At 49.8% G+C, this 14,241-nt stretch carries 16 protein-coding genes; 5 read left to right on the top strand and 11 right to left on the bottom strand.

All coding sequences use genetic code 11. From position 1 onward, the window contains the following. Nucleotides 1-2 precede the first annotated feature (2 nt). The 8 genes from CFF01_RS05065 to CFF01_RS05030 all read right to left on the bottom strand — a co-directional run bounded on the left by CFF01_RS05065 (nucleotide 3) and on the right by CFF01_RS05030 (nucleotide 6,910). Nucleotides 3-635 carry an NADH:ubiquinone reductase (Na(+)-transporting) subunit D gene (locus CFF01_RS05065; protein WP_088904083.1) on the bottom strand — a complete coding sequence of 211 codons (633 nt, stop codon included), beginning with the start codon at nucleotides 633-635 and terminating at the stop codon, nucleotides 3-5. Further along, entirely contained in the window at nucleotides 635-1,429 is a 795-nt protein-coding gene (locus CFF01_RS05060) for a Na(+)-translocating NADH-quinone reductase subunit C (protein ID WP_088904082.1), read from the bottom strand. Before CFF01_RS05060 ends, CFF01_RS05065 begins: the two co-directional genes overlap by 1 nt. After that, nucleotides 1,422-2,621 carry an NADH:ubiquinone reductase (Na(+)-transporting) subunit B gene (locus CFF01_RS05055; protein WP_088904081.1) on the bottom strand — a complete coding sequence of 400 codons (1,200 nt, stop codon included), beginning with the start codon at nucleotides 2,619-2,621 and terminating at the stop codon, nucleotides 1,422-1,424. The genes CFF01_RS05060 and CFF01_RS05055 overlap by 8 nt, the downstream gene beginning before the upstream one ends. Further along, on the bottom strand, nucleotides 2,621-3,955 hold the full coding sequence (locus tag CFF01_RS05050) for a Na(+)-translocating NADH-quinone reductase subunit A (RefSeq protein WP_088905878.1): 1,335 nt from the start codon (nucleotides 3,953-3,955) through the stop codon (nucleotides 2,621-2,623). The genes CFF01_RS05055 and CFF01_RS05050 overlap by 1 nt, the downstream gene beginning before the upstream one ends. Before the next feature lie 515 nt (nucleotides 3,956-4,470). Further along, nucleotides 4,471-4,980, bottom strand: coding sequence for an S-ribosylhomocysteine lyase (luxS, locus tag CFF01_RS05045; protein ID WP_033537371.1), 510 nt, complete (start codon nucleotides 4,978-4,980; stop codon nucleotides 4,471-4,473). Nucleotides 4,981-5,258: 278 nt separating this feature from the next. Continuing rightward, on the bottom strand, nucleotides 5,259-5,558 hold the full coding sequence (locus CFF01_RS05040; RefSeq protein WP_088904080.1) for a BolA family protein: 300 nt from the start codon (nucleotides 5,556-5,558) through the stop codon (nucleotides 5,259-5,261). A 109-nt stretch (nucleotides 5,559-5,667) separates the two neighbouring features. Then, a complete protein-coding gene (locus CFF01_RS05035; RefSeq protein WP_088904079.1) occupies nucleotides 5,668-6,171 on the bottom strand; it encodes an ACT domain-containing protein in 504 nt (167 codons plus the stop codon). 121 nt (nucleotides 6,172-6,292) lie between these two features. Then, nucleotides 6,293-6,910, bottom strand: coding sequence for an alpha-ketoglutarate-dependent dioxygenase AlkB family protein (locus tag CFF01_RS05030; protein WP_033537368.1), 618 nt, complete (start codon nucleotides 6,908-6,910; stop codon nucleotides 6,293-6,295). A 92-nt stretch (nucleotides 6,911-7,002) separates the two neighbouring features. Between CFF01_RS05030 and CFF01_RS05025 the strand changes: the two genes are divergently transcribed. After that, nucleotides 7,003-8,214: a methyltransferase gene (locus CFF01_RS05025; RefSeq protein WP_088904078.1), complete on the top strand. Its 1,212-nt coding sequence runs from the start codon at nucleotides 7,003-7,005 to the stop codon at nucleotides 8,212-8,214. A 47-nt stretch (nucleotides 8,215-8,261) separates the two neighbouring features. Here the strand turns inward: CFF01_RS05025 and CFF01_RS05020 are convergent, their stop codons facing one another. Together CFF01_RS05020 and CFF01_RS05015 are read right to left on the bottom strand one after the other, a co-directional pair. Further along, entirely contained in the window at nucleotides 8,262-9,149 is an 888-nt protein-coding gene (locus tag CFF01_RS05020) for a sterol desaturase family protein (RefSeq protein ID WP_088904077.1), read from the bottom strand. 43 nt (nucleotides 9,150-9,192) lie between these two features. Continuing rightward, on the bottom strand, nucleotides 9,193-10,245 hold the full coding sequence (locus tag CFF01_RS05015) for a DUF2804 domain-containing protein (RefSeq protein WP_088904076.1): 1,053 nt from the start codon (nucleotides 10,243-10,245) through the stop codon (nucleotides 9,193-9,195). Nucleotides 10,246-10,444: 199 nt separating this feature from the next. On the opposite strand from CFF01_RS05015, the gene CFF01_RS05010 reads away from it, so the two are divergent. The 4 genes from CFF01_RS05010 to CFF01_RS04995 all read left to right on the top strand — a co-directional run bounded on the left by CFF01_RS05010 (nucleotide 10,445) and on the right by CFF01_RS04995 (nucleotide 13,656). Continuing rightward, complete coding sequence (locus CFF01_RS05010) at nucleotides 10,445-11,011, top strand: YajG family lipoprotein (RefSeq protein ID WP_033537365.1); 567 nt, start codon at nucleotides 10,445-10,447, stop codon at nucleotides 11,009-11,011. 21 nt (nucleotides 11,012-11,032) lie between these two features. Next, complete coding sequence (locus CFF01_RS05005) at nucleotides 11,033-11,617, top strand: peptidylprolyl isomerase (protein ID WP_088904075.1); 585 nt, start codon at nucleotides 11,033-11,035, stop codon at nucleotides 11,615-11,617. Between the two features lie 143 nt (nucleotides 11,618-11,760). Continuing rightward, nucleotides 11,761-12,093 (top strand): hypothetical protein, encoded by a 333-nt coding sequence (locus tag CFF01_RS05000; protein ID WP_033537363.1) that lies wholly within the window; start codon nucleotides 11,761-11,763, stop codon nucleotides 12,091-12,093. Nucleotides 12,094-12,234: 141 nt separating this feature from the next. Then, nucleotides 12,235-13,656, top strand: coding sequence for an AmpG family muropeptide MFS transporter (locus tag CFF01_RS04995; protein ID WP_088904074.1), 1,422 nt, complete (start codon nucleotides 12,235-12,237; stop codon nucleotides 13,654-13,656). Nucleotides 13,657-13,707: 51 nt separating this feature from the next. Here the strand turns inward: CFF01_RS04995 and CFF01_RS04990 are convergent, their stop codons facing one another. Next, nucleotides 13,708-14,193, bottom strand: a complete 486-nt coding sequence (locus tag CFF01_RS04990; protein ID WP_033537361.1) for a YajQ family cyclic di-GMP-binding protein — start codon at nucleotides 14,191-14,193, stop codon at nucleotides 13,708-13,710. Between the last annotated feature and the right edge of the window lie 48 nt (nucleotides 14,194-14,241).

The raw sequence follows: 14,241 nt of genomic DNA, 5'->3' as shown, positions 1-14,241 counted from the left end.
GCTTATCCTTTTGCTTCAACTTGCTCTGGCTTGATGGTACGAATGATCCAGATTAACGAAGCAATCAGGAAGAACGCACTTGGCGGTAGCAGTAGCAGACCGTTTGGCTGATACCAGCCACCGTCAGAGATCTTGCTTAGGATCTCGACACCAAATAGCGAACCGTTACCAAACAATTCACGCACAAAGCCAACTGACAACAAGATGGCCCCATAACCCAAACCGTTACCGATACCGTCCATGAAGCTCATCATAGGCGGTGTCTTCATCGCATAAGCTTCAGCGCGACCCATTACGATACAGTTGGTAATGATCAGACCGACGAATACCGACAGCTGCTTAGCCACGTCATAGGCATAAGCTTGCAGTACCTGGTCAACCACGATAACCAGTGAAGCGATAATGGTCATCTGAACAATAATACGCACACTGCTTGGAATGTGATTACGGATCATCGAGATGAACAAGTTTGAAAACGCACAAACTGCTGTCAGTGCAATGGTCATCACGAGTGCGGTTTCCATTTTACTGGTTACCGCCAGCGCACTACATACACCCAGGATCTGCAACGCAATCGGGTTATTACTGATAATAGGTCCAGTTAGAACCTGTTTAAGTTCTTTAGCGTCAGCCATTAGCTAAGCCCTCCGTTGCGCGCCTTTTCGATAAAGCGAGCGAAACCCTCTTCTCCTAACCAGAAGTCAAGTGAGTTTTGAACGCCATTACCGGTAAGCGTCGCCCCTGATAATGCATCTACACCGTGTACACTTTCTGCGACGACAGGGTTCTTAGTCACTTTAATCGCCAAGTTGCCCTGGTCATCATAAAGCTTCTTACCTTGCCACTTAGCAATCCACTTAGGATTCTGTACTTCACCACCCAGACCAGGGGTTTCACCTGAACCGGTAAAGTCGTAATACACTAAGCTACGAATCGTGTTTAGGTCGGCTTCAACAGCTAGGAAAGCGTACATGGTAGACCAAAGACCATAACCTTTAACCGGAATGATCACAGTCTGTAGCGTGCCAGCGTCATCGCGAACCAAGTAGACCACGCCTTTATTCGCCACACGCTTCACTGAAGCGATATCATTTTCAGGCTTAAAAGAGGTCTCAGGTGTACGAGCAGCCTTTTCAGTATCAAAAGTATCGGCGTTGCCTTCTACCCAGTCGCCAGACTTAAGGTCAACCAGCTTAGCTTCGACATACTTTTCATAAGTATTAAGGATCTGATCCTTGCTCACTTCGCCAGACTTAGTGTCCACCAAGCCAGCCGCTTCAAGAATGTACTTTTGCTTATCAAGCAATTTGTTTTCTTGCTGTGTTGGCTTAAGCAGTACTGCCGCGGTAGAAACGAATACCGAACAGATAAAACATAATCCAACAACAACAAACAGCGTTCTACCGAACGAATCTTTATTACTAGCCACGAGCAATCCTCCGCTTAACATTCGCTTGAACCACAAAGTGGTCGAATAGCGGCGCAAACAGGTTGGCGAACAAGATAGCCAACATCATACCTTCAGGGAAAGCAGGGTTAATGACACGGATAAACACGGCCATAGCACCAATCAAGATACCGTACGCCCACTTAGCTTGGTTGGTGAAAGACGCAGAAACTGGGTCAGTCGCCATAAACATCATACCGAAGGCAAAGCCACCCAGTACCAAGTGCCAGTGCCAAGGCATAGCAAACATAGGGTTAGTATCGCTACCGATAATGTTAAGTAGGTAAGAAACGGCAATCATACCGACCATCACACCACCCACGATGCGCCATGACGCGATACGGGTGTAGATAATCACCAGACCACCCAGCAGAATCGCCAGAGTAGACACTTCACCCACAGAACCAGGAATGAAACCTAGGAAGGCATCCCACCAAGCTTGGTTAAAGCCGTAGTCCAGAGTGCCCTGTGCCGCTTGACTTAGCGCCGTTGCACCAGAGAAACCGTCTGCAACCACCCAAGTGGTATCGCCTGACATGTTTAGCGGGTAAGCGAAGAACAGGAAGGCACGACCGGCCAGTGCAGGGTTAAGGAAGTTACGACCCGTACCACCGAAGATCTCTTTGGCAACGACCACACCGAAGGTGATACCCAGCGCTACCATCCATAGCGGAATAGTTGCCGGCAGGGTTAGCGCAAACAGAATCGAGGTGACGAAGAAACCTTCGTTAACTTCATGGCCGCGAACCATAGCAAACAGCACTTCCCAGATACCACCCACGGCAAAGGTCACCGCGTAGATAGGGAGGAACCAACAGGCGCCATACCACATGAGTGCAGCAACACCTGAATCAGCAGTCAGCTCAGTACCAAACAAGCCAAACAAAGCCACTTGCCAGGTATCAGGAGTGGCAAAGCCAGCCATTAGAGCTTCTTGTGCCTGAAGACCTACGTTGTACATACCTACGAACATCGCAGGGAATGCACAGGCCCAAACCGTAATCATCATACGCTTCAGGTCAAGGTTATCACGCACATGAGTACGGCCCTTGTTTACGTGGCCTGGTGTATAAAATACCGTGTATGCCGCTTCGAAGAGCGCATACCACTTCTCGTATTTCCCACCCTTTTCAAACTGGGGTTCAATACTTTTGAAAAATTGTTTCAAGCCCATTAGCCTTCCCTCACAATCGTATCTAGGCAGTCGCGTAGGTACGACGCATAGTCATACTTACCAGGACATACGAAAGTACATAGTGCCAAATCTTCTTCATCCAACTCTAACGCGCCTAAAGTGGCAGCGCCGTCGGTATCACCTGACACCAGGTCACGCAATAGCATGGTAGGAAGAATGTCGAGAGGCATAACACGCTCATAGTTGCCAATTGGCACCATGGCACGGTCAGAACCACCAGTGCTGGTCGTCATGTTAAACAGACGAGACGGTGACAGGTGACCCAGGAATGCACGTGTAACAGAGAACTTGTTAGGACCAGGCATCGCCCAGCCAATAAACTCTTGTTCACGGCCTTCTTCAAGCAGAGAAATCTGGTTAAAGAAACGACCTAAATAGGCATGTGGGCCTGTTGCCGTTTTACCGTTGAGCACTGAACCTGCAACTACACGAACATCGCCCTGGGCCACTTCGCCAGTCGTCAATTCGGTAATAGATGCCCCACTCTGAGTGCGCACCAGTCTAGGCTTAAGCGCCTTAGGACCTGCTATCGCGACCACACGTTGGGTGTTTAGCTCACCAGTAGTAAATAGTTGACCGATTGCGATCACATCTTGATAGCCAACATGCCAAACGGTGCGCTTAGCCGATGCGGGCAGAACAAAATGGATATGAGTACCGGCAAGACCCGCAGGATGCGGACCGGCAAACTCTTCAACTTGTGCGTTGGCTGCAGGAATATCGGTTCCTGGCGCCTTACACAGATACACCTTACCTTCTGTCAATCTTGCAAGGACTTTTAAGCCATTGGCAAAATCTTCCTTGTGCTCGTTAATGATAACGGCAGGATCGGCAGCAAGAGGTTGAGTATCGATAGCGGTCACAAAAATACCAGCAGGCGTTGAGTCAACTGCAGGTGCTTTGCTGAAAGGACGCGTACGCAAGGCGGGCCACATGCCTGATTCGATCAGGTTATCGCGCACTAATTGCGGGTCAAGGGTGTCTAATGCTGCGGCATCGTACTTGGCGAAAGAAACGCTATCGTCTCCCTCTACCTCGATGACGACAGACTGAAGAACACGCTGGGCGCCCCGGTTAATTTCTGAGATTGTGCCACTGGCTAAAGCAGTATATTTAACGCCAGGATTCTTTTTGTCTTCAAAAATCACCTGACCTTTTTGCACTTTGTCACCCACTTTGATCTTCATCGTGGGGCGCAGGCCAATATACTCTTCACCCAAAGTAGCTACGTGTTTAATGGCTGGGCCATTATGGATAACTTGCTCTGGTCCACCTGTTATAGGCAGGTCCAATCCTTTCTTTATTGTAATCATATCCACAAGCACTACGTTTATGAAGGAAAGATAATGCGTCGCGTTCCTGCTAAATGAGATAGATTTCAAACAGAAGCTATCGCATTGAGCTAGCGCAGATTTATTACAGAAATGCGATCGCAATCACGCTGGTCGGGCGCATTTTACCGTAAATAATTCCTTATCGCTATGAAAAATACGGGTGTTTTAAAACGGACTCAGGGGATTTCTACAGTGAGGAGTAGATCACAGTTCCTGTGATTTTTATGATTTAGGTAAATGGAAATTAATTTAGCCCCCTGTCCTAGCAGGGTTATATGAATTTGAGTAGCCAAAAATCTACTTTTTAACGGCCTTATTTTGGCGAATTTCGCTGGGCAAAAAAACAACAAAACCCGACACTGTTCGACTAAAGTTTAACCAGTAAATTTACCGATTTTTCCTGTTTACCGCCTCTATGACCACCAACAGGCTAAAAAAACAAAAAGCAGCCACGGCTGCTTTTTGTCTCTGAACAGGTAAAAGGTGAGCTGAGATCAGAGTCCCTTTAAGATATCGTCACTAAGTTTAAGCTCATCGTTACGATTGACATTAACCCCGGCGGCGATGATATTTTTGGCGATATCCTTAGCCTGCTCCAAAGAATGCATCTCATAAGTCCCACACTGGTACTCGTTTAACTCAGGGATCTCAGACTGCTGCTTTACCTTTAGCACATCTTCCATGGCAGCCAGCCAGCACTCGGCCACTTCCGCTTCTTTGGGGGTGCCAATAAGGCTCATGTAGAAACCGGTGCGGCATCCCATAGGAGATATATCGATGATCTCGACGCTATCACTATTGAGGTGATCTCGCATAAAACCGGCAAAAAGGTGCTCTAGGGTGTGAATACCGCGCTCGCTCAGAATATCTTTATTCGGGGCGCAGAAACGCAGATCAAAAACGGTAATAGTATCGCCCTTTGGGGTGGTCATCGTCTTGGCAACGCGCACGGCAGGGGCATTCATACGGGTATGATCTACGGTAAAGCTATCGAGTAACGGCATTATTTTTCTCCCATAAACAAAGGCATCTTAGAGTTTGCCAAGGCACCTAGATTGAGTGCGACCGACTGATAGCTTCAGCCGCCGACTGACCTACACAATATGCGGTAGGTGCCGAGCAAAGTAAAGTGAACATATCTCAAAACCCGGCCAATAAAAAACCACAGCGGCCATGCCTGCTGTGGCTTTAAACTAGCTCTGTCTCGTCAACACCTAAAGGACAGTTATGCCCGCACAATCATAGGTTAACCGCGACACTTAGGTTAACCGAGAGACTTAGATTAACCGCGACACTTAGGCGAAGCGGGAACTTCTGCCTCTTGCGCCCATTCGTCAGGCGTAAAAGTGTGCATAGACAGGGCATGCAGTCCAGCATCGAACTGAGGCTGCAGCGCTTCATTGACCACGCGGTGACGACCGATGAGTCGCTTACCTTCAAAAGCCGCGCTAGCAACGATCACCTTAAAGTGAGTCTCTGAATTAGGTGGGACATGGTGGTTGTCGCTCTCATTGATCACCTCTAGGTGAACTGGGGATAGAACCTCTGTGAGCGTATCGATTATCTGCTGTTTTACTGACATGGTCATCATCTCTGTCGAGTAGAAAACTTAAGTGGCAGCAGAGTACTTTGAGTGGATCAAAAGATCAACTCATCTTCATCGGTCCCCACCGCAGAGCACTAACCGCAGATCAGGTCAGGCTGACCCTGGCATCTTGAGAGACATTCTCCAGTAACTCTATGATGCTGTCCCCGCTGATCTCATCGGGCACGGATACCGCCAACTTAGCGGAAAACACCGTCTGCCCTAGGGTAGAGACATGTACTCGGTTGCATTCCATCTGATCCACTTCGAGATCCAGGTTAGAGAGAATATCGACTATCTCCCTTGTCAGCCCAGGTCTGTCTGAACAATCGACATTGAATCTCAAGCTACGGGTGTGTTCGCTATGTAGCTCCGCCATATCGCTGAAACTAAAGGTAAGCTCAGGAAACTCCTGCACAAAGTTGGCCTGTAGCTGCGCCACCTTATCCTGAGTAATTGCCACCTTCATCATGGCAGCAAACCAGGCGTCCATCTTGATTACCTTGCTGCTTAACCACTCGCCTCCGGCATCTCGGGTCAGGTTGGCCATCGCCTTCACAACTCCAGGGGTGACAGTGCCGGTTACCGTTGTCACGAACATCTTATTCATAGCAGACTCCTTGATGGGCTTGTCTCATTATCCAGCGATTATTCGAGCTGTGGGCTCCCCCTGAGGATAGACCTTTCATCGCCCCAAGAGTGAGAGCCAGGTTACAATTCAGCCTTACACATTATCCCTGATGAAAGTGTGGAATTAAATGGCGATAGGTCAAGTTTAGCCTAGGCTGAGTCACCCCGGCCCTTTTTGGCAAAGAATGTTGCCAACTCGCCTGCATCGGCCAGTGCATGATTAAGAGATCGCCACTATTGAGCTGCAATTCCACTTTCTGTTTGCTCTGCTTATGGCGCAGAAAGAAGGGGCGGCTCGCCCCCAAGGTGATGGAGGCGATATCAGAGCCTGGCATGATCTCAGCCTCATCATCACTGTGCCACCCCATGGTGTCGGCCCCATCTTTGTAGTGATTGACCAAGACCCCATTGCTAATCAGGCCAAAGTCATGCGCCAGTTTATCTCGCAAACGCAAAGCATACTTAGGCCAGGGCAAGGCACGAATAAACAGGCCGGAATATTGATAATCGCAGCCATCATCACCAAACCACACCTGACGCCTTGGGATCGGATGCATACGACCATATACGGCTATCTCGGGTCGGCTAAAGGGATAGTGCTCGGCCTCAAGCATCAGCGCTTGTTGCTGTGCCTGATTGAGGTACCCGGGAATAAGGCTAATAGGCGGCTTTGTGGTTGCCGTGCCCGGTAGTTCAAAACCAAGGTCTTGTTGATGCATCTCTCTTCCTGTTGCCCTTAGTGCTGGGCATATACCTGACTGGGTAAATCTGCGATAATCGCGACCCTAATTTTCAAAGTAGCAGCCAAGTGATGACAACTCAATTCTCCTTCGCCGATATCACGCTTCAACTCTCTCGCTATCCGGCCAAGCAGGCCTCTAACCTGCAAGCATGGGATGCGGCAGATGAGCACCTGATAAAACACTTACAGGAGATAGAGCAAGAAAAAGTTAATACTGCCATCATCAACGATAGCTTCGGTGCCTTGTGCGCGGTGCTCACCACTCAGGCCGCCGACTGGCCCTTGTGGGTCGAAACCGATGCCAAGACCAGTCAACTGGGCACCCTGGAAAACTTTGCTAGCAACAACTTGAGCCATGATAATCTCACCTGGCTCAATAGCCGAGACACCCTGCCAAAAGGGATAGGCTTAGTACTGATGAAGTTGCCAAAAAACCTGAGCTACTTTGCCCATCAGCTGATACGCCTCTCAAGATCACTGGCACCTGGGACTCCTGTATTCATAGGCGCCAAGGCTAAATCGATCAATAAGGCGCTACTTGAAACCATCGCCCAGCACTTAGGTTCCGCCTCGGCCAGCCTAGCGTGGAAGAAGACCCGAGTGATCACCTGTATCGCCGACGGCACGCCAAGAGCCCTGCCGAGCGAGGTTTGCTGGCCGGTGAAGGAGTTTAATCTCACTATCAGTAATCTCAGTAACGTGTTTGCCGCCAATAAGCTGGATATCGGCGCCCGTATCATGCTGGATAATATGCCCAAGGGGCAGTTTGATACCATAGTGGATCTGGGCTGCGGCAACGGCATTCTCGGCCTGAGGGCAAAACAGCTTTATCCAGACGCGATAATCCATTTTGTCGACGACTCAGAGATGGCTATCGCCTCGGCGAAGCTTAACTGGCAGAACAACCAATTAGATAATGCAAATCAGCCCCTGCCACAGGCACATTTTCATTGGGACGATTGCCTGACCCACTTAAGTGAGGAGCTGCAACCCGATCTGGTGCTGTGCAACCCGCCCTTCCACCAGGGAGAGGCCATCACAGACCATATTGCCTGGCAGATGTTTTTAGACGCTTTTCATAAGTTAAGGCCAGGCGGCCTACTGCAGGTGGTGGGTAATCGTCATCTGGCCTACCATGTGAAACTCAAGCGCATATTTAAAAACTGCACCACAGTGGCCTCGAACGGTAAGTTTGTCATTCTTCAGGCGACTAAAGCTGTAAATACGGCTGTAAATACGACTACAAATACGGCTGCAAATACTTCAACAGCAAACGAATAGCGCTAATTACTCAAGATAACAAAACAGGGCCATTTGGCCCTGTTTTGTTATGCAGCGTCTCGTTTTTCTGTCGCCTTAGCATCAGAGTTACTGAGTGGCGGTGCAAATAACAGCTGCCAACGCTGCTTTAGGCTGAGACCGGGCGCAAAGGCCTCGCTAAACATGTCGCGCCACTCGCTAAAGGTCACGACCAGAGGGTTGAAACTCTTGACCGGCTTGGTAATGCCATAGTCGACAGTCTCCTCCTCTTTAACATAGGTGCCAAACAAGCGGTCCCAGATGATCAACACTCCGGCATAGTTTTTATCGATATATTGTGGGTTACGTCCGTGATGCACCCTGTGATGAGAGGGGGTGTTAAAGATCCACTCCAGCGGCCCCAGCGTCTTAACCGCTTGGGTGTGAACGAAAAATTGCAGACCCAGATTAAGCAATACGGCAAACACGACCCAGTTTGGATCGAAGCCTAGCACCACCAGCGGCAACCAGAAGATCCACATACCGGCAAAGGGATACATCAGGCTCTGCCTGAAGGCCGTACTGAAATTCATTCGCTCCGAACTGTGGTGAGCCACATGGGCTGCCCACATCCAGCGCACGCGATGGCTTGCGCGGTGAAACCAGTAATAACAGAAATCTTGCGCGATCAGCAGGGCGATAAAACTGCCTAATCCCATCTGGATATCCAACAGGCGCCAATCGAAAAACCAAAGGTACAGCTTGGCAATCAATAGCCCGGTCAGGATATCAGCCCCCTGATGCAGCCCCGCCAGCGTAAAATTACACAAGACTTCCGGCAGTTGATAACGGGCGTTGTCAGGCAGGTGACCCTTACGATCGCCAAAATACCATTCGAGTAAGATACAAACGAAAAACAGCGGTGCCAGCACCAATAGCAACACCTCTGGGTGCGTGATGAGTGAATTAAAATCCATCTAATTATTCCTTTATGTCCCTATGTAATACGTAAGCCTTGGGTTACCAACGGGCAAAATAATCTTCGGTCAAGCCCAAAAGGTTATCGATATAGTGAGTCGTCCCCTCGCCATCTTTAATCTGGCCATCGAAATAGCCCAGATATTGTCTGAAGTTACTCTTAAGCAGCCAAAGGTTGAGTTTCTCCTGACGACAATTTAACGGTTGAAAACTTAAGTCCACCCGACCATCTAACGAACGAATAGCCCAGCTGGCATCATCATGATGCTGTGGGGCGCGGCTGAATTCGAAATGCACAGGCCCCAGCAGGTGTCGCTGGCCATCGACCCAGAAGACATTTTCATTGCAGCCGGTTTCGTTTACCCCGGCAGCCAGGTTGAGCCCAACCAATGAGTCACCTTGATAGCCGTTAATGCTCGCCCAGCGCCAACTGGTCTCGCGGCGCATATAGCCCGCCGAAAAATCATAGCCACCGAGCGCGCGATTAAGAGGCTGTGGCTCATGGTTAATGGTTAACTTGCCACCAACCTTGAGACCATTGTGTTTTTGGGTATAGGTCCAACCGCTGTAACCCGTTGGGTTACACATGGCCATGGGCAGGCTAAGCGGCATAGGTGTCAGGCTGAGCTCGGCCTTAATCTGCGCCGTATCTATCTTGAGCTGCCACTGGCCTTGCTCGATATCGATAACCACCTTACCCTTGCCACTGGCAAGCTGCGCCCGTCCCGACCAAGGTGACTCAGCCAGCTGACAGCCCAGCGCCAGAGGCTTAAGCCAGTTGGTTTCTACCAAGCGGTTGGCTTTAATATCGTAGAGGTAACAAAAACCTGTACCGGCATAGCGAATGTCTGCAATCGCGACACCAATGACATATCTCGGGGTAAACACAGAGACAAACTGAAACTGCTTAAAATGAAAATGCCTGGCAAGGTGACTGGCTGGCTTATCCATCACATTGGTATAGTGAAAATGCTCTAACCCGAACGATTTAACCGGGCCATCAAAATGACCAAATTGCACTTGCCCCGTATTTGAGATCAGGCTATCTGGTGCGATCAGGGTGTGCAGTGCACCGGGTTGTATATCCATCTTCATCGCTTATTATCGCTTGTCATTATTATCGAACCGAATGGCTGTCGGCCGTCTATTTTAAACTTGAATTTTTACTCTAACGCTTTCTCGTTTAAGTTAAAACCCTGCCGAGCAACATAGTCTTAACAATAGCGCCTCAGGCTGGCATCCAATGAGGATTCTGGTATGCTGATGCCACCTTTTTACAGCATGATTTATCGCTATGAAACGTTTTATTCCTATCATCGCCTGTGCCGGCCTACTCTTTGGCTGCGCCAGCCATACTCCGACCCATATGGCGCTCAACCCTCAGTTGCCAGTGGTACAGTCTCAGGGCATTCCCAGCAAGCCAATCGCTATCGAGATGATAGATACCCGCTCGGCAAACTTTATTGCCCGCTTTAATAATGAAGGTGATGCCGCCAGACTCGTCAGCCCATCGGAGTCACCCCGTCGTCAGCTGGAGCAAGTGTTCAGAGACGGCTTTACCAAGGCTGGCTATCGCATCGACCCTGCCTCGGTAAACCATATGCAGCTGCAGCTGGAGAAACTGCTAACCGATGTGAGCGACACCACCTTCGGCTATCAGGCCACCAATGACATCATCATCAATGTGATCGCCAGCAATACCAGTAAGACTTTTACCAAGCGATACACGGCGCGCAACCTGGTTTCAGGCCCCTTTAGTGCCGATTTTGCCACTCTGGAGCTATCGGTAAACGATCTACTGAGCGATCTCACGGCTAAGATCATCAACGACCCCGAACTCAACGAGTTTATCCAACAATAATCATAAGATAAGGAGTGTTACATGAGAATCTGGCTCGCCTCCCTGCTGCTGTTGTCATTTTCTAGCCTGGCTCAGGCTCTGGATATTCAGAGCGATACCATCTACCCCAAAGTGAAGCTGGAAACCAGCATGGGTAATATCATCGTCGAGCTGGATCGCAAACGTGCGCCCATTACGGTCGATAATTTTCTCACCTATGTGGTCAAAGGCCACTATGACAACACCCTATTTCACCGCATCATCCCTGGCTTTGTGGTACAAGGCGGCGGACTCAACCCTAAGCTGGAAGAGAAGCCTTACGGTGAACCAATCGTAAACGAGTCGGGCAATGGTCTTAGCAACAGCCTGGGCAGCATCGCCATGGCCCGCGACGACAACCCACACTCAGCCACCGCGCAGTTTTACTTTAATGTGGGCGACAACAAGCGTCTCGATCCCTCCAAGCGTCGCTGGGGCTACGCCGTGTTCGGTGAGGTGGTTGAAGGGATGGAAGTGTTAGAGGCGATGTCAGAGGTAGAGACTCAGATCAACACTAAGCTAGGCTGGGCCGACTTTCCGGTGAAGCCCATTATCCTGAACAAGGCGACCCTGCTCCCAAGAGAGTAAGTTAGCAACGGCTTAGGGTTCACTCAAAATTAATGGCGCTTTCACTAAAGTGCCATAAAACAGAACGCTAAGTTTTTTATCTCAGACAAACGCCGGTAGATCCACTGGCTATAATTAGCCCTGTAGTGGCAAGGAGGCGAACGATGACCCCAGATGAGTTCATCGATAATAAAGCGCCCCAGCTGGCTCAATATGGAAAAGCGTTCTTAAATAATCAACTCGATTTCAATGAGATCCAGCTTTACTTATGGGACACCTTGGAAGAGTGGCAACAGTTCAATCATCAAGGTGATGCGCAAACCGATATCGAGCGAGTGTTTTGGCACTTGATACACGCCTTCGACAAATGGCCTGACTGGACAATTAAAGGCAACCAGTTTCTGCGCAAGCAGATAGACGATTGCTGTGATTTCCTCAGTCTTGGCGGCCAATGTCCTAGCTGTTGTGTCGGAACACGACCTAGCTCAATATCATAATTCACGTCTTAAAACGTTTAATTATGAAAGCCAAGCCCAGTCTCTCGAGACTGGGCTTTTTTCATGATGGATTTTTCACTTTTTATTTGTCGCGTCAGCGTTTAAGCTAACCCCACCTAGCCTTATAAAGCCTACTCTATTTTGATTTCATCCCAAGTATCCCGATTTAAAGACGCCCTTACTATCTATTGTCACAAACGGGTACTGATTCTGCTGCTACTTGGCTTTTCTGCCGGTCTGCCACTGATGCTGGTCTTCTCCACCCTCTCCTTTTGGCTTAGAGAGGCGGGGATCGACAGAACGGCCATCGGCTATTTCAGTTGGATCGCCCTGGCCTATGGTTTCAAGTGGGCCTGGTCACCTCTGGTGGATCGGCTGTCATTACCGATATTGACCCGGCTGCTTGGTCGGCGACGCGCTTGGATGTTGTTCGCCCAGGCGCTGTTAGTGTGCGCCATCTTAGGCATGAGCCAGAGCGATCCGGTCGCCGATCTCGAGCATCTGGCACTATTTGCCTTAATGGTCGCCTTTGCCTCGGCCACCCAAGATATAGTGATCGATGCCTTTCGTATCGAATCGGCGCCGCAAAAGATGCAGGCCGCCCTTGCCGCCGCCTATCAGGTGGGTTATCGCAGCGCCATGATTGTTGCCACCGCAGGGGCGCTCACCATTGCCGCCTGGGTCGACCCCACTAGCGACAGCTATAATCTCACCTCCTGGCAGACCGCCTACTTTGCGATGGCGTGCCTGATGTTTATCGGTATCTTAACCACCTTGGCGAGCAGTGAGCCTGAGGTCGATACTAAAGACGCCGACGAGGTAGAATCGGCGCTGCAACAAAGATTATCTGAGCGTTACCCTAGGGTCGTGGCCGCCGCCGCATCCTGGCTGTACACCGCCAGTATCTTACCTTTTATCGACTTCTTTAAACGCTATGGCCGCAGCGCCATCTTAATCCTGCTGCTTATCTCCTGCTACCGGATCTCAGATATCGTCATGGGGATCATGGCTAACGTCTTCTACGTGGATATGGGCTTTTCTAAGACGGAGATTGCCACTCTGAGCAAGGTCTATGGTCTGATCATGACCTTAGTGGGCGCCGGTGCCGGCGGTATATTATTGGCCCGCTATGGCACCATGAAGATCCTCTTTCTAGGGGCCTTTATGGTAGCGGTGACCAACCTATTATTCGCCTATCAGGCCATGATAGGTTATAACCTGCAGCTGCTGACAGCGGTGATCTCCATCGACAACTTCAGCGCCGGGATCGCCACGGCGGCCTTTATCGCCTATCTATCAAGCCTCACCAGTAGCGGTTACAGCGCCACCCAATATGCGCTGCTCTCCTCTATCATGCTGCTGTTTCCCAAGTTTGTGGCAGGCTTCTCGGGTCAATATATAGACGCCTTCGGCTATGTGAACTTCTTTGTCGCCGCCAGCGTAATAGGTTTCCCCGTGCTTTGGCTTGTTCTATTAGTGCAAAAATATGCGCCTCATCCCAACGGTGATGAACAGGCCGAGCCACTGACGACGAAAGTAAAAGAACAGCCCGGTGAGCAATAAGCCAATAAAAAGCCCCACTTAATAGCGGGGCTTTCTTATGAGGTAAGCAGATTAATCTCTGAAATTATTAAACTGGAAAGGCTGGCCCAGATCGGATTCGCGGGCAATGGCCATCACCGCCTGCAGGTCATCACGCTTCTTACCACTGACGCGAATCGAGTCGCCTTGAATAGCGGCCTGCACCTTAAGCTTGCTGTCTTTGATTAGCTTCACCAGCTTCTTGGCCACCAGACTGTCGATCCCCTCTTTAAAGGTCACCTTGAGCGAGAAAGTCTTACCGCTATGAATCGCCTTATCGGCCACATCCATAGAGGCGGGGTCTACGTTACGCTTACTCAGCTGATTGCGCAGCATGTCTACTAACTGCTGGCACTGAAAATCTGATTCAGATGACAGAGTCACCTGATGATCTTTATAGGTGATCTCGCTCTCGACACCCCGAAAATCGAAACGACTATCCAGCTCACGGCGGGTATTGTCGACGGCGTTGCGCAGTTCAACTTCGTTCACTTCCGATACGATATCCATCGAAGGCATATTTATCATCCTCTTTATAGTCACTTTATCTGCCCGCTAGTTTACCCG

This window comes from Shewanella marisflavi (assembly GCF_002215585.1).
Classification (GTDB): Bacteria; Pseudomonadota; Gammaproteobacteria; order Enterobacterales; family Shewanellaceae; genus Shewanella; species Shewanella marisflavi.
The sequence above is the reverse complement of the archived record's forward strand: the minus strand, read 5'-3'. Positions and strand labels throughout refer to the sequence as shown.